Origin of the sequence: Paraburkholderia sediminicola (genome assembly GCF_046030555.1) — a bacterium.
Lineage (GTDB): Bacteria > Pseudomonadota > Gammaproteobacteria > Burkholderiales > Burkholderiaceae > Paraburkholderia > Paraburkholderia sediminicola_E.
Genome location: NZ_JAQQCH010000032.1, coordinates 23,282 through 41,284, shown reverse-complemented (window position 1 = coordinate 41,284; position 18,003 = coordinate 23,282). Strand labels below are relative to the sequence as shown.

15 protein-coding genes and 1 pseudogene are annotated in these 18,003 nt (G+C 60.0%); 6 read left to right on the top strand and 10 right to left on the bottom strand.

All coding sequences use genetic code 11. The features are described from left to right. Nucleotides 1-364 precede the first annotated feature (364 nt). The gene (locus tag PQQ52_RS30935; protein WP_408220161.1) at nucleotides 365-2,080 is read right to left on the bottom strand and encodes a GMC family oxidoreductase; all 1,716 of its coding nucleotides are present in this window, start codon (nucleotides 2,078-2,080) and stop codon (nucleotides 365-367) included. Nucleotides 2,081-2,563: 483 nt separating this feature from the next. Next, the gene (locus PQQ52_RS30930) at nucleotides 2,564-4,102 is read right to left on the bottom strand and encodes a CoA-acylating methylmalonate-semialdehyde dehydrogenase (RefSeq protein ID WP_408220158.1); all 1,539 of its coding nucleotides are present in this window, start codon (nucleotides 4,100-4,102) and stop codon (nucleotides 2,564-2,566) included. A gap of 133 nt (nucleotides 4,103-4,235) precedes the next feature. Here PQQ52_RS30930 and PQQ52_RS30925 point away from each other — a divergent pair, with 133 nt between their 5' ends. Both PQQ52_RS30925 and PQQ52_RS30920 read left to right on the top strand, forming a co-directional pair. Then, nucleotides 4,236-5,135 (top strand): LysR family transcriptional regulator, encoded by a 900-nt coding sequence (locus tag PQQ52_RS30925; RefSeq protein WP_408220155.1) that lies wholly within the window; start codon nucleotides 4,236-4,238, stop codon nucleotides 5,133-5,135. Nucleotides 5,136-5,522: 387 nt separating this feature from the next. Beyond that, a complete protein-coding gene (locus PQQ52_RS30920) occupies nucleotides 5,523-6,059 on the top strand; it encodes a class IV adenylate cyclase (RefSeq protein ID WP_408220152.1) in 537 nt (178 codons plus the stop codon). A 90-nt stretch (nucleotides 6,060-6,149) separates the two neighbouring features. On the opposite strand, the gene PQQ52_RS30915 is transcribed toward PQQ52_RS30920, so the two are convergent. Then, entirely contained in the window at nucleotides 6,150-6,641 is a 492-nt protein-coding gene (locus PQQ52_RS30915; RefSeq protein WP_408220149.1) for an Lrp/AsnC family transcriptional regulator, read from the bottom strand. Between the two features lie 147 nt (nucleotides 6,642-6,788). Here PQQ52_RS30915 and phhA point away from each other — a divergent pair, with 147 nt between their 5' ends. Together phhA and PQQ52_RS30905 are read left to right on the top strand one after the other, a co-directional pair. After that, complete coding sequence (gene phhA, locus PQQ52_RS30910) at nucleotides 6,789-7,679, top strand: phenylalanine 4-monooxygenase (protein WP_408220146.1); 891 nt, start codon at nucleotides 6,789-6,791, stop codon at nucleotides 7,677-7,679. A 103-nt stretch (nucleotides 7,680-7,782) separates the two neighbouring features. Beyond that, nucleotides 7,783-8,073, top strand: coding sequence for a 4a-hydroxytetrahydrobiopterin dehydratase (locus tag PQQ52_RS30905; protein ID WP_408220144.1), 291 nt, complete (start codon nucleotides 7,783-7,785; stop codon nucleotides 8,071-8,073). A 94-nt stretch (nucleotides 8,074-8,167) separates the two neighbouring features. On the opposite strand, the gene PQQ52_RS30900 is transcribed toward PQQ52_RS30905, so the two are convergent. Continuing rightward, nucleotides 8,168-8,392, bottom strand: a complete 225-nt coding sequence (locus tag PQQ52_RS30900; RefSeq protein WP_408220219.1) for a DUF3717 domain-containing protein — start codon at nucleotides 8,390-8,392, stop codon at nucleotides 8,168-8,170. Nucleotides 8,393-8,565: 173 nt separating this feature from the next. Between PQQ52_RS30900 and PQQ52_RS30895 the strand changes: the two genes are divergently transcribed. Together PQQ52_RS30895 and PQQ52_RS30890 are read left to right on the top strand one after the other, a co-directional pair. Continuing rightward, nucleotides 8,566-9,252, top strand: coding sequence for a response regulator transcription factor (locus tag PQQ52_RS30895; RefSeq protein WP_028197606.1), 687 nt, complete (start codon nucleotides 8,566-8,568; stop codon nucleotides 9,250-9,252). 142 nt (nucleotides 9,253-9,394) lie between these two features. Then, nucleotides 9,395-10,897 (top strand): sensor histidine kinase, encoded by a 1,503-nt coding sequence (locus PQQ52_RS30890; RefSeq protein WP_408220142.1) that lies wholly within the window; start codon nucleotides 9,395-9,397, stop codon nucleotides 10,895-10,897. Between the two features lie 70 nt (nucleotides 10,898-10,967). Here the strand turns inward: PQQ52_RS30890 and PQQ52_RS30885 are convergent, their stop codons facing one another. From PQQ52_RS30885 to PQQ52_RS30860, 6 genes and pseudogenes are all read right to left on the bottom strand, one after another. Beyond that, nucleotides 10,968-11,486: an SET domain-containing protein gene (locus PQQ52_RS30885; RefSeq protein WP_408220141.1), complete on the bottom strand. Its 519-nt coding sequence runs from the start codon at nucleotides 11,484-11,486 to the stop codon at nucleotides 10,968-10,970. 218 nt (nucleotides 11,487-11,704) lie between these two features. Then, a pseudogene (locus PQQ52_RS30880) lies at nucleotides 11,705-12,747 on the bottom strand (NADH:flavin oxidoreductase/NADH oxidase). A 142-nt stretch (nucleotides 12,748-12,889) separates the two neighbouring features. Next, on the bottom strand, nucleotides 12,890-13,603 hold the full coding sequence (locus PQQ52_RS30875; RefSeq protein ID WP_408220138.1) for a glutamine amidotransferase: 714 nt from the start codon (nucleotides 13,601-13,603) through the stop codon (nucleotides 12,890-12,892). A gap of 128 nt (nucleotides 13,604-13,731) precedes the next feature. Continuing rightward, on the bottom strand, nucleotides 13,732-14,370 hold the full coding sequence (locus PQQ52_RS30870) for a MarR family winged helix-turn-helix transcriptional regulator (RefSeq protein WP_408220135.1): 639 nt from the start codon (nucleotides 14,368-14,370) through the stop codon (nucleotides 13,732-13,734). 535 nt (nucleotides 14,371-14,905) lie between these two features. Next, nucleotides 14,906-16,021: a YbdK family carboxylate-amine ligase gene (locus PQQ52_RS30865; protein WP_325044051.1), complete on the bottom strand. Its 1,116-nt coding sequence runs from the start codon at nucleotides 16,019-16,021 to the stop codon at nucleotides 14,906-14,908. Nucleotides 16,022-16,125: 104 nt separating this feature from the next. Continuing rightward, nucleotides 16,126-17,331 (bottom strand): cation:proton antiporter, encoded by a 1,206-nt coding sequence (locus PQQ52_RS30860; RefSeq protein WP_408220132.1) that lies wholly within the window; start codon nucleotides 17,329-17,331, stop codon nucleotides 16,126-16,128. Nucleotides 17,332-18,003 lie beyond the last annotated feature (672 nt).

Genomic DNA, 18,003 nt, shown 5'->3' with positions numbered 1-18,003 from the left:
CGAAGCATTACGATCTTCCGCGCGAATGGCTGCGCGGCTTTGGACGACGAGGGCACCCCGTGCCGCTCGTTGGCGTGCTGCACCAATCCGGACGGTAATCCATGGGGCGGCACGCAGCATGGCTGCCATTGTCGCGCCAATGATGCAGCGCATTCATCGGGATTTGCACTTAGTGGATGACGACTGCCTTAGGCGGACCCAAAGCAGACCCAAGGCAAGCTCGAGCGGTGCTCGAGTGGTACTTGACCCTTGCTCGGGAAGGGCCTGGGGAATACTCGAACGGCGCTTCGCTCCTGCTCGAAGCATGCCGGAGGAAAGCCGAGGCACGCCCCGCGTGCCTCGGCTCCCGTTGTCACACTGTGTGTCACATAGCGGACATGGACGGCGCAGCGCTCGACTGAGCCGCAACGCTGCCGGCCACGCGTGCGCGGCGGTCTTCCCGGATCATGTCGCTGGCGCGTTCGGCGATCATCAGCGTCGGCGAATTGGTGTTGCCTGAGGTGATGAACGGCATGACCGACGCATCGACCACACGCAAACCGTCAACCCCGATAACGCGTAGGCGGTTATCGACTACCGCGCCAGGATCGTCAGAGGTACCCATACGGCAGGTGCCGACCGGATGAAAGATGGTGGTGCCGACCGCGCCCGCGGCCTGCCGAAGTTCTTCTTCGGTCTGGTACTGGATGCCGGGCAGAATCTCTTGCGGCCGATAGGGTGCGAGCGCCGGTGCCGCGGCAATGCGGCGCGTAAGACGCAATGCGTTGGCGGCGACGTGCCGGTCGTAATCGGTGGACAGATAATTCGGTGCGATCAACGGCGGTGCTGAAGCATCGGCTGATTCAATGTGAATGCTGCCGCGCGAGGTCGGCCGCAACTGGCACACCGACGCGGTGAACGCATTAAAGCGATGCAGCGGTTCACCGAAGCGATCAAGCGAGAGCGGCTGCACGTGATACTCGAGGTCGGGGCGCGTGAGGGAGCGATCGTCCGGATCGGATTTGGCGAACGCACCGAGTTGCGACGGCGACATCGACATGGGACCGCTTTGAAAGAGCGCGTACTGCATGCCGATCATCAGCTTGCCCCACCAATGCGCAGAGGCAGTATTGAGCGTGCGCACGCCGTCGACTTTATATGCCATCCGCAATTGCAGATGGTCCTGCAGATTTTCACCGACGCCGCGCAGATCCTTCACAACCTCAATGCCGAGATTCTGCAGACGTGCGCCATTGCCGATGCCGGAGAGTTCGAGCAATTGCGGCGAGTTGACTGCGCCCGAACTGAGGATCACTTCACAACGGGCTTTGGCGATAAAGTCGGTGTTGTCGCCGCGATATTCGACGCCGGTGCAGCGGCGCCCTTCGAACACCACGCGCTGGGTGTGCGCACCGGTGATGACGGTGAGATTCGGGCGCCTGAGCGCCGGGCGCAAGAATGCCTTCGACGCATTCCAACGGATACCGCGTTTCTGATTGACGTCGAAGTAACCGACGCCGGTGTTGTCACCGCGATTGAAGTCGTCGGTGGCGGGTATGCCGGCTTGTTGCGCGGCGTGTGAAAACTCTTCGAGGATCTTCCATTTCAGGCGTTGCTTTTCAACGCGCCATGGACCGCCTGCTCCATGCGATTCGGACACGCCGGCGTGGTGATCTTCGCTGCGTTTGAAGATGGGCAGGACGGCGTTCCAGGACCAGGAGGCGTCGTTGGTGACGCGGGCCCATTCGTCGTAGTCCTCGCGCTGACCGCGCATGTAGATCATGCCGTTGATCGATGAGCTCCCGCCTAATACTCTGCCTCGTGGGTACGAGAGGGAGCGGCCGTTCAGGCCAGGTTCTGATTGGGTTTTGTAGAGCCAGTCCGTGCGGGGATTGCCGATGCAGTAGAGGTAGCCTACCGGTACGTGGATCCAGTGGTAGTCGTCTTTGCCGCCGGCTTCTAGTAGGAGGACTTGTATTTCTGGATCTTCGGTCAGACGGTTGGCCAGCACGCAACCTGCTGTGCCGGCGCCTACTATGATGTAGTCGAATTCGCCTTCCAGGCGAGGAGGTGATGGTGGCGTTTTTTCAGCGTTGCTCATTGTTTCGTCTCCTAAGCTTTCTTGCCTGCGCGGCGCTTGTTCCGGCTGTACGCCTGCGGCGTTGGACTTTGCCTGGTTTTTTTGCCTTCGCGGCGCTCGGTTTTTTGTTTGCCTATTGCGTTGGCCTTTCCTTGATCTGACTTTTGGCCTTTCCTTGTTTTCTTATTGGTCTATTAGTGCCGCCCCTGTGCGGGGCAGGCACCTACTTTTCTTTGCCTGCTGCAAAGAAAAGTAGGCAAAAGAAAGCAGGGCGGCTTTCTTTGCTTATCTTTCTTTGCGGCGGCAAAGAAAGTAAGTGCCGCCCCGCACAGGGGCAAACGCTAATAAACCACTAAGAAAACAAGGAAAGGCCAACCCCATAGGCACACAACAAAAAGTGCCGCGCGGGCAAACAAATCAAGCAAAGTCCACCGAAGCCAGATCAAGAAAAATCCACCACTGTAGGCAATCAGACACTAAGCGCCGCACAGGCAAAAAACAAACCTACTTCGCCACCGGCATAGTGAACTCAGCCCCCTTCCCAATACTATCGGGCCACCGCTGCATAATGCTCTTGTAGCGAGTGTAGAACCGCACACCCTCTTCCCCATAGGCATGGTGATCACCAAAAAGCGACCGCTTCCACCCACCAAAAGAATGCCACGCCATCGGCACAGGAATCGGCACATTAATCCCCACCATCCCAATCTCGATCCGCCGCGCAAAAGCCCGAGCCACACCGCCATCGGAGGTAAACAACGACACCCCATTAGCAAACTCGTTAGCGTTAATCAGTTCAACAGCAGAAGCAAAATCCGGCACCCGCACAACACACAGCACCGGACCGAAAATCTCTTCACGGTAAATCTTCATATCGGTCGAGACATCATCGAACAAGGTGCCGCCGAGAAAGAACCCCTTCTCATGTCCGGCCACCTGATGGCCACGCCCATCGACCACCAGCTTCGCACCCGCAGCAACGCCGGCATCAATATAGCCAGTCACTTTCTCGCGATGCACCGCCGTCACCAACGGCCCCATCTCGGCTTCCGGTTCCATGCCGTTCAGAATCTTCAGGCTCTTCACGCGCGGCGTCAGTCGCTCGATCAGTTCGTCGGCGATATGCCCCACCGCAACAGCCACCGAAATCGCCATGCAGCGCTCACCCGCCGACCCATATGCCGCACCGATCAACGCATCGACAGCCTGATCGAGATCCGCGTCCGGCATCACCACCAGGTGATTCTTCGCACCGCCCAAAGCCTGCACGCGCTTGCCGTGCTTCGTGCCTTCCGTATAGATGTACTCGGCAATCGGCGTCGAACCGACAAACGACAACGCGCTCACCTCGGGATGCACGAGCAGCGCATCGACCGCCACCTTGTCACCTTGCACGACGTTGAACACGCCATCCGGCAAGCCCGCCTCTTTGAACAGTTCAGCCAATCGAATCGAGGCGGACGGATCACGCTCTGACGGCTTGAGCACGAACGTGTTGCCGCATGCAATCGCCACCGGAAACATCCAGCACGGCACCATCATCGGGAAATTGAACGGCGTAATGCCGGCGACCACGCCCAGCGGTTGACGCAAATTCCAGTTGTCGATGCCGCCGCCGATCTGGTCGGTGAAATCGGTCTTCAGCAAATTCGGAATGCCGCACGCGAATTCGACGATCTCGATGCCACGCATCACCTCGCCCTTCGCATCCGAAAACACCTTGCCGTGCTCGCGGGTAATCAACTCCGCCAGTTCGTCATGGTGACGGTCGAGCAATTCCTTGAACTTGAACAGCACGCGCGCCCGCTTGATCGGCGCGGTTTCGCTCCATGCAGGAAACGCGGCGTTGGCGGCGGCGACCGCCGCGTCGACTTCAGCGACGCTTGCCAGCGGCACGCGCGCACTCACGCTGCCGAGCGCGGGATTGAAGACGTCGCCGAAGCGGCCGCTCGTGCCGTCGACAGTCTTGCCGTTGATGAAATGGGTCAGCACGCGTGCACCCGTCTCGCTCCGGACGGTCTCGTCCTGATATGTCTCGCTCATCTTCGTGTCCTCTTCCTATGAATGTCTTCCGCCCATCGCAACCGGCGTGATGAACGCAAGCGTACGGCGCTTCGAGGTGACAAATCCAATGAGTAATGCTCAACTGCGCTATAAGCCGGGCTAATATCAGGATATGGATCTGACTCTGCTACGGGCGTTCGTCACCGTCGCACGCGAGGGCAACCTCACGCGTGCCGCGGTGCAGCTTCACCTGACCCAACCTGCCGTCAGCCTGCAAATCAAGCATTTGCAGGAGACGCTCGGCGTGACCTTGTTCACGCGGACCTCGCACGGGCTTTCGCTGACACGCGACGGCCAGGCCCTGCTGCCCCATGCGGAACGTGCGCTGGGCGCCGCGAGCGACGTGCAGCGCGCGGCGGCGTCGCTGCGCCACGAAGTGCGCGGTCGATTGCGGATCGGCACGATTCTCGATCCGGCCTTTCTGCGCCTCGGCGGCTTTCTCAAGCAACTGGTCGAAACCTGGCCGCGCATCGAGACGGCTTTACGCCACGGCATGTCGGGCTGGGTGCTGGAGCAGGTTCGCGTGGGGGAACTGGATGTGGGCTACTACATTGGCCTGCCGTCCGATGACGATACCCGCGACGGCGCTGCCTTTCACGCCGTCACGCTCACGCATTTCCAGTACCGCGTGCTGGCCCCGGCGGGCTGGAAAGATCGCGTGAAAGGTGCGCGCGACTGGCGTTCGCTCGCCGCATTGCCGTGGATCTGGACGCCACCCGCGTCCGCGCACAACAGATTGTTGACGCGCTGCTTTGATGAGGCTGGCGTAAAACCGGTTAAGGTGGCCGAAGTAGATCAGGAGCCGTCGATGCTCGACCTGGTCAAGTCAGGCGTCGGTCTGACGCTCGCGCGCGACGCCACCGCGATCGCCGAAGCCCATGCGCACGCGCTAACCATCGTCGAAGGCGTCACTGTGCCGACCCAGCTCAGCTTTATCACGCTGGCGGAGCGCAAGGACGAACCGGCGATTGCCGCCGCGTTGAAGCTGATCGAGCAGCAATGGGCGACTTGAGTGCGGCAAGAAGGCGCACCTGAGGGTAAGACGAGAGCGATATGAGCCACTCTCATGACAGCTGTATGGCGTCGGCCCGGCCGATAGGTACGTCGCTGACTGCCTCTGAGGGCGACATCTCTGGCGGCCCCTGCCGATCGCCGTCGCTGATCGCCGTGCGTTGGCAGTCAGCGCCGGTCGCTCTCGCAAGTCACATTGGCAGGCCATCCTCTTCGATCCCCTCATCTGAAACGACACCGTCACGCGCTTTTTGTTAGATTGGGGGTTCGCGCTCACGCGCCGGCCCCGCCTCGTTTTTTGTTCCATCTGACTTTGTCCTTCCCGGCAGCTTCACCCCGGCAACACCGGAAGCTGCCGACCACGCCATCCTTCGACAGGAGCCCTGACATGGCACGCAACATTGAAATCAAAGCCCGCGCCCAGCATTTCGAGCAACTGCGTGAACGCGCCGCGAAGCTCGCACCGGACGCGCCACTGATCTTTCGCCAGCAGGACTTTTTCTACGACGTGCCGCGCGGCCGCCTGAAGCTGCGCCAGTTCGACGACGGCACGCCGGCCGAACTGATCTTCTATCAGCGCGACGACCGCGACGGCCCGAAGGCGTCGTATTACACGCGCAGCCCGGTGACCAACCCTGAAGCAATGCACGCGCTGCTTGCCACGGCGCTGACCACACGTGGGATCGTCACGAAGGAACGTCACGTCTATCTGACGGGCCGTACGCGGATTCATCTGGATCGGGTCGATGGTCTCGGCGACTTCGTCGAGCTCGAAGTCCTGCTGGCTCAGGACGACGACGAAGAGAGCGGTCACGCCGAAGCACACGCGATGTTCGCGACCCTCGGCGTGCCGGAATCGGATCTGGTGGCGGTGGCTTACGTCGATTTGCTGAGTCCGGACAGCGAGCCGAAGCAGGCTGCATAAAACTTAGGCATCGTGGGGTCGCGGCGACGTCAATCTGGCACCAGCGGCCCTAAAACCCCGGAACATCGGAAAGGCCGGGAAAGCGCCGCATCAAGCGGCGCCCGTTCCCGGCGACAGATGCCCGAGCGGAAGCGGCCCATTGCGCTTGAACGTGGTCAACACGATATTGGAGCGCACGCTGTCGACGCCCGGTACACGCATCAGCTTCTTCATCACGAACGTCGAGAGATAATTCAGATCGGGTGCGACGATGCGCAACAGATAATCGGCGTCGCCAACCACCGCGTGGCACTCCAGTACTTCCGGCAGCACCTCGATCTGTTGCTGGAATTGCTCGATGATCGAATCGCCGTGATGCTTCAATTTCAGACTGGTAAACGCCGTCACGCCAAGCCCGAGTTTTTCCGGCCGCAACACGACGCGATAACCGTCCACGACACCGATCTGCTCCAAGCGCTGCAAACGCCGCCCAATCTGCGACGGTGACAACGGCACCTGCTCAGCCAATTGCTGATGCGTGGCCCGGCCGAAGCGCTGAAGAACGTCCAGCAGCGCGAGATCGAAGTGATCGAGTTCTAACATGATCGATATCCGCATTAAATCTGTCATTGATGCACGATTATTGCATATCGACGTATCATAACGCCATCATTGCGCCCTTTCCGCACGCCTGCCGCTCTACACTTGCATCACCGTTTCAACCCGCAGTCACCGTAGAGCGCGCAGTACATGTCCACACCCAACACCGCCAAACTCAAGGAACAATTCGACGCCGGCCTCGAAACCCGCGCCGATTTCACGATCGACCAGCCGACCGAACGATATGGCGCCGTCGACCACGCAGTATGGCAACAGCTTTATGCACGCCAAACCGCGTTGCTCAAGGGCCGTGTGTGCGATGAGTTTCTGGCAGGCGTCGACCGTATCGGCATGCCGCCCGGTCGCGTGCCGGCCTTCGACGAAATCAATGCGAAGCTGACGCCCGCGACGGGCTGGCAAATCGTCGCCGTGCCCGGACTGGTGCCGGACCAGGTGTTCTTCGAGCATCTGGCAAACCGCCGCTTCCCTGTGACATGGTGGATGCGCCGTCCGGACCAGCTCGATTATCTGCAGGAGCCGGACTGTTTTCACGATCTGTTCGGCCACGTGCCGTTGCTGATCAATCCCGTGTTCGCGGACTACATGCACGCTTACGGCCGCGCCGCGCTCGCCGCCAATGATGCCGGCGCCCTGCCGCTGCTCGCGCGGCTCTATTGGTACACAGTCGAGTTCGGCCTGATCCGCGACGCGGCGAGTCCGAACGGCGTGAAGATCTACGGCGCGGGCATTGTGTCGAGCAAAGGCGAGACGCTCTACAGTCAGCAGAGCGCGGCGCCGAACCGGCTCGGCTTCGACCTCGAACGCGTGATGCGCACGCGCTATCGCATCGACACGTTCCAGAAAACCTACTTCGTGATCGACGACTTCGCGCAATTGTTCGGCGTCGCGCAAACCGATTTCGCGCCGCTGCTGGCGAAGCTCGCTGCAGAACCGGCATTCGCCGCTGGCGACGTGCTCGAGCACGATCGCGTCGTCACGCACGGTTCGCAGGAAGGCTGGCAAGCCGACGGTGATATCTGACTACACAGCCTGGGCAGGCCGGCAGCAGGCTGACGGCATCCGTGAAAAAATAGCGGATGCGCACGCCCACTGGCGCGCCTGTTCAGATTAACGAGGTAGCACCATGATTCATAAACTGACTTCTGAAGAACGCGCTACGCAAATTGCGGAACTGCACGGCTGGCAAGCCGTAGCGGGACGCGACGCGATCCAGCGCCACATCAAATTCGCCGACTTTAACGAAGCATTCGGCTTCATGACGCGCGTGGCGATCAAGGCACAGGAGATGGACCACCACCCGGAATGGTTCAACGTGTACAACAAGGTGGAGATCACGCTGTCGACGCACGAGGCCAATGGCGTCACTGAGCGGGACATCAAATTGGCTCAATTTATCGACAGTATTACTGCTTAATACAGACGATCAGGTGCCTTGATGCGCCCTGAATCGAACGATCTCGCGGTAATGAAAGGGCATTGCAGGCAATCTGGCGCTCAAACCTTCAGTTCTACAGGCTATTATTAAGGCGCACGTAAGAATCCCAGGCTTGCTTGGCAATCCCGTCTAAACGATCCGGCGATAGCGTGTGCTGACGCTGTACAATCATCAGCGCATACGGCTTGGAGAGCGCGCTTGCCTCCTTGCACAGAACGAGTTCGTCGCCGCTTGAAGGTGAGCGGGCGCGCCAGAAGTTGATCGCGGCTTCCAGTTCGTGAATCGTTATCTCGGACATGACTTCGTGATCGCTCGGTGGCCGCTTTATGGCTACTTCATGGCTGCTCGATACCTGCTTCGTGGCCGCTTTGTGCCAGTTCGGCACGGCCACGCCGCACGTTACCTGTGCAGCAGGCGCCCCGGCGAACCGCTTGCCCAAACGCCTAAAACCATTGTACTTGAGCGAAATCCATGCGACTCCTTCTGATCGAAGATGACCGCCCCATCGCACGCGGCATCCAAAGCAGTCTCGAACAAGCCGGCTTCACCGTCGACATGGTCCATGACGGCATTTTCGCCGAACAGGCCCTGACCCAAAACCGCCATGAGCTGGTGATCCTCGATCTGGGCCTGCCCGGAATCGACGGGATGACGCTGCTCGCGCGCTTCCGTCAGAGCAATCGTCATACGCCGGTGATCATCCTCACCGCGCGCGACGAGTTGAACGACCGCGTGCAGGGCCTGAATTCCGGCGCGGACGACTACATGCTGAAGCCGTTCGAACCCACCGAACTCGAAGCGCGCATCCGCGCCGTGATGCGTCGCAGTGGCCCGCACGGCGATATGCCGCGTCCGGAAGTGTCGCTGGGCGGTGTGCGTCTGTCGGGCGTCGATCGCCGCATTTTCAACGACGACAAGCCGCTCGAACTGTCGCCGCGCGAATTCGCCGTGCTCGAAATGCTGCTGCTGCGCCACGGTCGCGTAGTCAGCAAGGCCCAGCTGCAAGACCATCTGACGCACTTCGGCGGTGATCTCGGCGATACCGCGATCGAAGTGTATGTGCACCGGGTGCGCAAAAAGCTCGAAAACTGCCGTGTCGAAATCGTCACGGTGCGCGGCTTCGGTTACCTGTTGCAGGAAATCCGCCAGGCCGCATAATCGTCGCAAGGGCCGCAATCTGTGTTGCGGCCTGACAGCGCCGGGCCGGCGCCGCGCACTCGGTGCGCAATTCGCCGGCATCCGGCGAATTTTCACGGCACCACGGTGTTTTATGCCGTTGCCTCTTTCCGCGCGTTCGATCATGCCCCAGCCGGCCGCCAATAGTCTGCGCCGCACGCTGCTGCGGCGCCTCGCTGCTCCCCTTTCGCTGCTCGCGCTGATGAGCGGCCTGATCGCTTACTGGCTGGCATGGCAGTACACGCAGCATGTGGTCGACCGCTCGCTCGCCGACCTCGCCACTGCGATCTCCAAACAGATCCAGATTGCCGGACCGAATGCGCGCGTCACCGTGCCGCCGCTCGCGCAGGCCATGTTCTCCGATCCGGTCGAACATCTCGTCTATCGAATCAGCAATGGCGAAACCGAAATGGCCGGCGACCCCAATTTGCCGCTGCAAGGCACCAGCGTACGGCGTATGCACTATGCGTACGTCTTCGAGGCGCAACACGAAGGCGTCACGGTACGCGTGGCACAGGTGCGCGTCGATCAGCCCAGCGGCAATCCGATCGTCGTCGAAGTGGGTCAGCCGGTGCATCACCGTTTTCGCATCGCCGCCGAGTTTCTGGTCGCGATCATGATGCCGCTGCTGCTGCTGCTGCTGGCGGGCTGGGTAATCGTGTGGCGCGTGGTCAACCAACAGCTCAATCCGCTGACCGATCTCGCAGACTCACTGAACCGGCAAACCCACACGTCGCTCGAACCGGTGGACGAAACCTATGTGCCGGTTGAAATCCGACCGCTCACTGGCGCGCTGAACGCGCTGCTCGGCCGTCTGAAAACCGCGCTCGACGGCCAGCGCAAATTCATCGCTGACGCCGCGCATCAGCTGCGCACCCCGCTCACCGCCGTCAAGCTGCATGCGGAACAGGCAGCGGTCGCGCGTGACCCGCAGCAGACCCTTGCCGCGGTCCGCGAGCTGCGCGCAGCGGCTGATCGCGCCGTGCGGCTGTCCAACCAGTTGCTTTCGCTTGCACGCGCGGAGCCGGGCGAACAGGCGGCACGTTTCGTCAACGTGGATATGTCCGCACTCGCTTTCGATACGGGTGCGGAATGGGTGCCGCGCGCGTTGACTTTCCACGTCGACCTCGGCTTCCAGCGCCTCGACGACCCCGCCAACAGTCACCCGCTGATGGCACGCGGCAATCCGGTGCTGCTGCACGAAGTGATCGCCAATCTGCTGGATAACGCGCTCAAGTACGTGCCGCCGTCGCGCTTCGATGGCGGTCGCATTACCGTGACGGTGTCGCAAACTGTGATCGACGATCTGCGCATGGCCGAGATCATCGTCGAAGATAATGGGCCGGGCGTGCCGCCGACTCAGCAAGCCGATCTGTTCAAACGGTTCTTCCGCGGCGACGGTCAGAGCGACGCCGGTGTGGATAGCGGTGCCGGTCTCGGTCTCGCGATCGTTCACGACATCATGGTGCTGCATCACGGCAGCGTGCATTATGAAGACGCGCCGGAAGGCGGTGCGCGCTTCATCGTGCGTATTCCGCTTGTGCCGAGCAGCGTTCAGTATGACGTCGAGCCCGAGGTGCTGCGCCCGGCAAAAAAATCGGCGCACTCGGCGCCGATCGATATGTGACTCTGCGGTGGGTCAATGCACTACTGCGGGCTGCCTTGAGTTTGCTTACGTATAACTCAGGCAGCCTGCTTCATTTCTTCTTCGCCTTTTTCGCCTTCTTCACCGTCTTGTCGGATCTGGACGCGCCCTTCTCTTTCTCTTTTTCCGGCGGAGCCAGCATCGTGCCGCGGCACTTGCGTGCGCCGCAACGGCATTCGTATTCCTTCTTGAGCTTCTTGGTCTGGCGCTCGTCGATGACGAGGCCGTAGTCATAAAAGACTTCCTCGCCCTCGGCGATGTCGCGCAGCGCGTGCACGAACACATGGCCATCGATCTCTTCGGCTTCGCAGTTCGGCGCGCAAGAATGGTTGATCCAGCGCGCGCTGTTGCCGTCCACTTTCCCGTCGATCACCTTGCCGCTGTCGAGCGCGAAATAGAACGTGTGATTCGGATCGTCCGGATTGTGCGGATGACGACGCAATGCTTCTTTCCAGGAGATCCGCTCACCCTTGTATTCGATCAGCCGCTCGCCGGCCGCAATCGGCTCGATGGCAAACACGCCTTTGCCGTGCACACCCGAACGGAGCACGGCGATCCTGCGTGAACTCATTGAATGAATCCTTTGAAGAACTAGGGGTGAAGATCCGGCAGCCGCCAGAAATGCCCGCGTGTAACGCGTTGCTTTTCTGACGCGGATAGCAAACGCGGCGCCTTGCGAGCGCCGCGTCGACTTGTGACGCTCATGCGCCACATCCGGCATCCTACACGCTCAAGACGGCTTCGTTCAACCGTCAAAAAGACATGTGCGCACACGGCGCATGGGCAAGTTCACCGTTGTCCGAACGAAATCTCGCCGAAGAGTGCCTTTTGCTCGCGCGGTTGTGAACGCCAGTATTGCGGCGGCGCTTCGACCGTCGCGCCGAGTTGCGCCGCGGCGTGCCACGGCCAACGCGGGTTGTACAGCAACGCACGGGCCAGCGCGATGAGATCGGCATCGCCCGCTTCGATGAGTTGTTCGGCATGCAGCGGATCGGTAATCAGGCCCACGCCGATGGTCACAAGGCCGGTTGCCTGTTTGACGGCCCTCGCGAACGGAATCTGGTAACCTGGCTCAAGCGGAATCCGCTGCAACGGCGAGACACCGCCGGACGACACATCGATCCAGTCGCAGCCGCGCTTTTTCAACTCCTGCGCGAACGTGATCGTGTCCTCCAGCGTCCAGCCGCCTTCGACCCAGTCGGTCGCGAGACACGCACGCCGACCGGTTTGTCGGCGGGAAACGCGGCGCGCACGATGTCGAAGATTTCGAGCGGAAAGCGCATGCGGTTCTCGAGCGAACCGCCGTAGTCGTCGCTACGTTGATTGGCGATCGGCGACAGGAACTGATGCAGCAGATAACCGTGTGCTGCGTGCACTTCCAGTGCATCGATGCCGAGCCGCGCGGCGCGACGCGCGGAAGCCGCGAACGCTTCGCGAATCCGGTTCAGTGCGGGCGTATCAAGGGCCAAAGGCGGCTCTTCGCCCGCCTTGTGCGGCAACGCCGACGGCGCATGCGGTAGCCAGCCCCCTTGCGACACCGGAATCAGCTGACCGCCTTCCCAAGGCGTCTGACTCGACGCCTTGCGCCCCGCATGCGACAGCTGCATCGCCACACGAGTATGCGAATGCTTGCGAATCGCGGCCAGGACGGGCTCAAGTGCGGCTTCGGTAGCGTCGTCCCACAGTCCGAGATCGCCCGGCGTGATGCGGCCATCCGGTTCGACCGAGGTCGCCTCGATGCACAACATGCCGGCGCCGGATAACGCGAGACTGCCGAGATGGATCATGTGCCACGCCGTAGCCTCGCCACGGTCGGCGGAATACTGGCACATCGGGGACACAACGATACGGTTGGGAAGCGTCACGCTACGCAGCGTGAGCGGGGAAAAAAGCGCGCTCATGGATTACGCCCAGTGAAAACCCGAGAGCGAACGAGCATAGCACCGCAGGTGATTGTCTGCAGGCGCACCCAGATCAGGGTTTCGGCTCGACCTGATCGAGCCACTCTCCGAACATCCGGCGCGCGGCGGCTTCCAGTGCCGGACCGAACTGCGCGGTCTCGGCCCGCAACTGACGCGCATCGATACCGTGACCGGCAATCTCACCGGCGTTGCCGATCAGCCAGGGTTCGAAACGGTCAGCGCGAATCTCCGGATGACATTGCAGACCCAGCACATGACCGCCCCAGGCGAACGCCTGGTTTTCGCACGCAGGCGTCGAAGCAAGACGTGTGGCGTTATCGGGCAGATCGAAAGTGTCGCCATGCCAATGCAGCATCGACGTGTATGCGCCGTCCAGATGACGCATCGGCGAAGCACGGCCCGCCTCGGTGAGCGTAAGCGGTGTCCAGCCGAGTTCGGTATGGCCTGCGGGATAGACGCGCGCGCCGAGCGCTCGTGCGATCAATTGCGCGCCGAGGCAGATGCCGAGCGTCGGCAAACCCGCGGCGATACGCTTTTCGATCATGGAGAGCAATGGGACGAGCGTTGGGTAAAGGGCGTCGTCGGTTGCACTGATCGGGCCGCCGAGTACGACCATGAGCGATGCGGCTACCGGGTCCGGCGCTTCGATCCGGGCAAAGCCGACATCGAGATAACGCACCGGGCGGCCACGTTCGCCGAGCTCCAGTTCAAGACTGCCCAGATCCTCGAAGTGCACATGGCGAATAGCCAGAACTTCGTGATTCATCAGCCTGTCCCACCTTCAGGTTGACTAAAGACTTGCCGCTACACGGCGCGAACCGGCCAGCAGACGGCAATCACCGCCCGCCGGAACACGGCATGGCAGTGTAGCGGATAGTCCCAGGAGAAGCCGCCTTACTGGGCGAAGATCTTCCAGGTCTTCTTTTGGGTGGCGACGTCAGCCGCTTCGTACACCGAGCAATCGAGACGCAAATCCGTGTCCGACATATTCATGTCGAGCAGCCCGCAGTGATGCGGCGTCTTCTTCGGATTCTTGCTCGGCTCGAAGTGTGTGCAGCTCAGGCACATGCGGTGCGGCGGAATCGTGCCTTGCGCTTCCAGCTGGTGGATGGTCTTGAGCAACGTGCGATAGAACAACGCCTGTTCTTCGTCGCGCAGCGTGCCAACCGCTTTGGCCAGGAAGTCCGGCCATTGCGCAGCGCGCTTCGCGGCGGTTCGGCCACGCGCCGTCAGACGGACGGCAAGGGCGCGACCGTCGTCGAGGGCACGGCGTTTTTCGACCAGGCCTTTGGTCTCGAGCGTGCTCACGGCATCGCTGGTAGTCGCGGCGGTCAGGGCCGTTTCACGGGCAATTTCGCCGAGACGCATCGGGCCTTTGCGTTGCATCAGCAAGACCAGGATTTCGCCCTGGGTCGGCGTAAGGCCTGCGCCTTCCGCCCATTCCCAAGCCTGGCTCCGCATGGCCGTGCTCAATCGCAATAGGCTGTGGGTCACTCGCCCGGATGCCTGTTCTCCGTATACGCCTTCGCTCATAATCTTCGTTTGGTTTATTAAAGCTTGCGTGCGATGCCGACGAACCGCCGCCGAACACGCCCGTAGCCTGTGTGGGGTAGCCTCGTCCAAAAGCAGACGAGACGGAATCTACTATCTCAAAAATTTACCGCCCTGCAAGCCAAAGCGGCGCAAACGACATTCTATGCGAGAGCGGCGAATCGTACAGCTAAGTTATCCAACGCAAGCTGTGGATAACCATGGGAAAACACAGGGGATGGCATGTGTGTCGATTCTTGATAAGCAATCTGACCACCCCCGCCTTACAGAAGTTGTCCTCGTTTCCCCGTGCCGATGCACCTCTGGCCAGCCTAGTTATAGTTTACGTAGAACTTTGACTTTGCAGGGAATTATTCAGTTGTCCACAGGCAGATGCAATGCTTGTTAACTACTACTACGTTTGTATACGTAAACTTTAGAAAAACTTAAGGCTCCGCGAGCTGGAAATTATTTACGAAAAAAAACCCGCACGTAGCGGGTCTTCCTTACGGTTTGACGTACGCAATCCTGTATCTGGCTAGGCTCGCCACTGCAGACATTGCTGCCTTACGGCCTCGTGCAAGGACTTTTCCCGCTCGAAGACGCCACGCAACCACGTCGCATCATTGACCTGACCGCGCGCAATCGCACCGATTTCGGCGAGCGCGTTGCCCGAACCCAATGCTTCGGCGTGCGGTGCAATCAGATCCAGTGTTTCGAGGATATCTTCGGAAATGGTCTTGCGTTCGCTCGTTTGCGGATTGATGCAGTTGCCAGCCAGACCGAATCGGCATGCCTCGAAACGGTTGAATGTGTAGACAAGGTAATCGTCTTCTTTCGGCGTGATCGGCTTGTCGAGCAAGAGATGCCGTGCAAGCGTCTGGATGTAGCAGGCGATCGCCGCGGCGCGATCCACTGACATCGGCGTATCCATCACGCGTACTTCGATCGTGCCGAAACCCGGCTTCGGCCGGATGTCCCAGTAAAAATCCTTCATGCTGTTGACCACACCTGTGTGAACCATCTTCGAGAAATATTCTTCGAAGCTGTCCCACGTCAGCACAAACGGCGCGCGGCCCGACAACGGAAATGCGAACACGGAATTCAGTCGTGCCGAATGAAAACCGGTATCGACACCTTGCACGAACGGCGATGAAGCGGACAATGCGATGAAATGCGGAATGAAGCGCGACATCGAATGCAGCAGATACAGCGCGCTGTTCGGATCCGGACAACCGATGTGCACGTGCTGGCCGAACACCGTGAATTGTTTGGCCAGGTAGCCGTACAACTCGGAAAGATATTGGAAGCGTGGTGTGTCGACGATCTGCCTTTCGCTCCATTGCTGGAACGCATGGGTACCGCCGCCGCACAAGCCGACGTTCAGGTGGTCGGCTGCGGAAACCAGTGTGTCGCGAATCTTGCGCAAATCGGTGACGGCCTGTTCATGCGTCGTGCAGATACCGGTCGACAACTCGATCATGCTTTCGGTGATTTCCGGCGTAATGTTGCCGGGGATTTTTTCATCCTTGATGAGACGCATCAGATCCGAGCCGGCTTTGGTCAGATCATAGTCGTGCGTATTGACGATCTGCATTTCGAGTTCGACACCGAAAGTAAACGGTTTCGAATCGATGAAGGGTTCGAGTGACATGGCGTCCCCTGGGTCAGGTCGGCCGGGTATTTGTCACATGCCCGGCCGTTTTTGAAGCGAATAAGTTGGATAAAGCGCGTACAACGTCGAGAAGCGCTGTGCGCTTACTCTTCGCGCCGTTCACCTACCAGCGCGAGGCTGCGATACACGAGCCACGGCCCGAGAATCTGCAGCACGAAAATCGAGCACATCACGATAGCCCGCAACTGCGGGTCGAAATTCGGATAGAGGTTGTACGTATCGTCGACGAGCAGATACGCGAGCGCCGACATGGGTGATAACGACAAACCTAACGCCATGCCCTGCTTCCAGTTCAGGCCGCTCGGTTTGGCAAAGGCCAGCACGCCGACCAGTTTCGCAACCAGGCGCGCAATAATCAGACCCAGCGCAGCAACACCGCCGAGCGCGATATCTTTCCATTCGAACGAAGTCAGCGTCAGCACGAACAGAATCACGGTCAACAACCAGCCGGCCGTGCCGAAATGTTCCGGCCACAATTGCGGACGCGCTTCAAGATTCTTCACGATGATGCCTGCGGCCAGCAACGCAAGAATGGTGGAAAGCTTAAACAGGTGCGCCACCGCAATCGCCAGCAGCACGAGGCCGAACAGCGCGACGAAAGAATGCTCGTCCTGCATGTTCAGGCGGCGATAGAAAAACGTGCACGTGCGTGCCAGCAGATACGCCAGCACGAGCGAGCCGACCAGCAGATACAGCGGCTGCAGAATCGTGGCATAGACGTTGCCGTAAATCTCCTGATGCAACCAGCTCGATACCAGCTTTTCGATCACGACCGCATACATGCTGTTCAACGCGGTAAGGGTCAACAAACGTTGGGTGACCTGACCTTCCGCGCGCAACTCGGTTTTGAGCTGGATCACCATTGCCGGCGAAGTCGCCATGGCAATCGCGGCAAGCACAGTCGCTACCATCAGCGGCACTTTCAGGAACAACAAAACCGGCAAAACCAGCGCGAACGTCAGCGTGGCTTCGGCGACGCTCGACAGAATCAGCCAGGGATTGCGGCGAATCCAGCGCAGATCGAGTCGGCTGCCAAGTTCGAATAACAACAAACCGAGCGCTACATCGAGCAACGGCCGTGCGGCGCTGGCGGAATCCGCATCAATCACGCCGGAACCGGCGGCGCCTGCTATCAGGCCGATGACCGCATACCCGGAAATGCGCGGCAAACGCCACGCGCGATAGCAAAGTTCACCGCACAGACCCGCGGCGAGCAATGCGAGACCAGCCCAAAAAATGGCGTCGGGTGTGAGGGGCCAGGCTGGAAAAAATGAAAACGCCGATTTCATCGTAATGGGTTCTCCTTTGCAGCAACGGCGGACGACACGAACCGGCGCAAATACCGGCGAGCGGGTGGGCGCATGAGGCGCTCACTGTCGCGATCGTTTCGCGTGACCAGCGTTGCGAGTTTTCAACGATCGGATGATCTGAATGCGCAGCAGCCGCAGGGAGCGCGGCGCATTCCGGGGTGCGGCCGTAGCATCCGGCCCGGCACGGTGAAAGAACGCCGTCGACTTTGAATCAGATTCTGATTGAGCGGCACCGTTCCGTTGCAGCGTGTGCCGCCAGAGGCGAGGCACGACGCGGAAAAGAACGGCGATTGTGCCATAGCTTTTTCAGACTTGACCGAAAAGACAGGAACATGCAGGCAAAACGGTAAAAACGTGCGTTATCTACAGAGATGAGGAAAAAGCGACCGTTTGAAAGGCGAGTCTACTGTTCATAGCGTACCGATTCAACGTGGCCGATGTATTTTTCAGTGCATCGCGGGGCGGTGTTTTTCATCGATTGCTGACGGTTCTGATCCGACGATCGCGTTCCATCTCGAGACGGTTCTTCTGTTTACAGGTTTACCGTATGTATACGTAGTAATAGTTAACAAGGTGCCTCGTTTTCTGTGGATAACCTTGGTTTACCGAATCAATTCATTGGGTTGCCGCTCGTATAACAGGAGGCACAGC

Coding starts and splice junctions, on each gene's coding strand:
- PQQ52_RS30935 (WP_408220161.1), bottom strand. CDS start 2,080: ATGAGCAACGCTGAAAAAACGCCACCATCACCTCCTCGCCTGGAAGGC.
- PQQ52_RS30930 (WP_408220158.1), bottom strand. CDS start 4,102: ATGAGCGAGACATATCAGGACGAGACCGTCCGGAGCGAGACGGGTGCA.
- PQQ52_RS30925 (WP_408220155.1), top strand. CDS start 4,236: ATGGATCTGACTCTGCTACGGGCGTTCGTCACCGTCGCACGCGAGGGC.
- PQQ52_RS30920 (WP_408220152.1), top strand. CDS start 5,523: ATGGCACGCAACATTGAAATCAAAGCCCGCGCCCAGCATTTCGAGCAA.
- PQQ52_RS30915 (WP_408220149.1), bottom strand. CDS start 6,641: ATGTTAGAACTCGATCACTTCGATCTCGCGCTGCTGGACGTTCTTCAG.
- phhA (WP_408220146.1), top strand. CDS start 6,789: ATGTCCACACCCAACACCGCCAAACTCAAGGAACAATTCGACGCCGGC.
- PQQ52_RS30905 (WP_408220144.1), top strand. CDS start 7,783: ATGATTCATAAACTGACTTCTGAAGAACGCGCTACGCAAATTGCGGAA.
- PQQ52_RS30900 (WP_408220219.1), bottom strand. CDS start 8,392: ATGTCCGAGATAACGATTCACGAACTGGAAGCCGCGATCAACTTCTGG.
- PQQ52_RS30895 (WP_028197606.1), top strand. CDS start 8,566: ATGCGACTCCTTCTGATCGAAGATGACCGCCCCATCGCACGCGGCATC.
- PQQ52_RS30890 (WP_408220142.1), top strand. CDS start 9,395: ATGCCCCAGCCGGCCGCCAATAGTCTGCGCCGCACGCTGCTGCGGCGC.
- PQQ52_RS30885 (WP_408220141.1), bottom strand. CDS start 11,486: ATGAGTTCACGCAGGATCGCCGTGCTCCGTTCGGGTGTGCACGGCAAA.
- PQQ52_RS30875 (WP_408220138.1), bottom strand. CDS start 13,603: ATGAATCACGAAGTTCTGGCTATTCGCCATGTGCACTTCGAGGATCTG.
- PQQ52_RS30870 (WP_408220135.1), bottom strand. CDS start 14,370: ATGAGCGAAGGCGTATACGGAGAACAGGCATCCGGGCGAGTGACCCAC.
- PQQ52_RS30865 (WP_325044051.1), bottom strand. CDS start 16,021: ATGTCACTCGAACCCTTCATCGATTCGAAACCGTTTACTTTCGGTGTC.
- PQQ52_RS30860 (WP_408220132.1), bottom strand. CDS start 17,331: ATGAAATCGGCGTTTTCATTTTTTCCAGCCTGGCCCCTCACACCCGAC.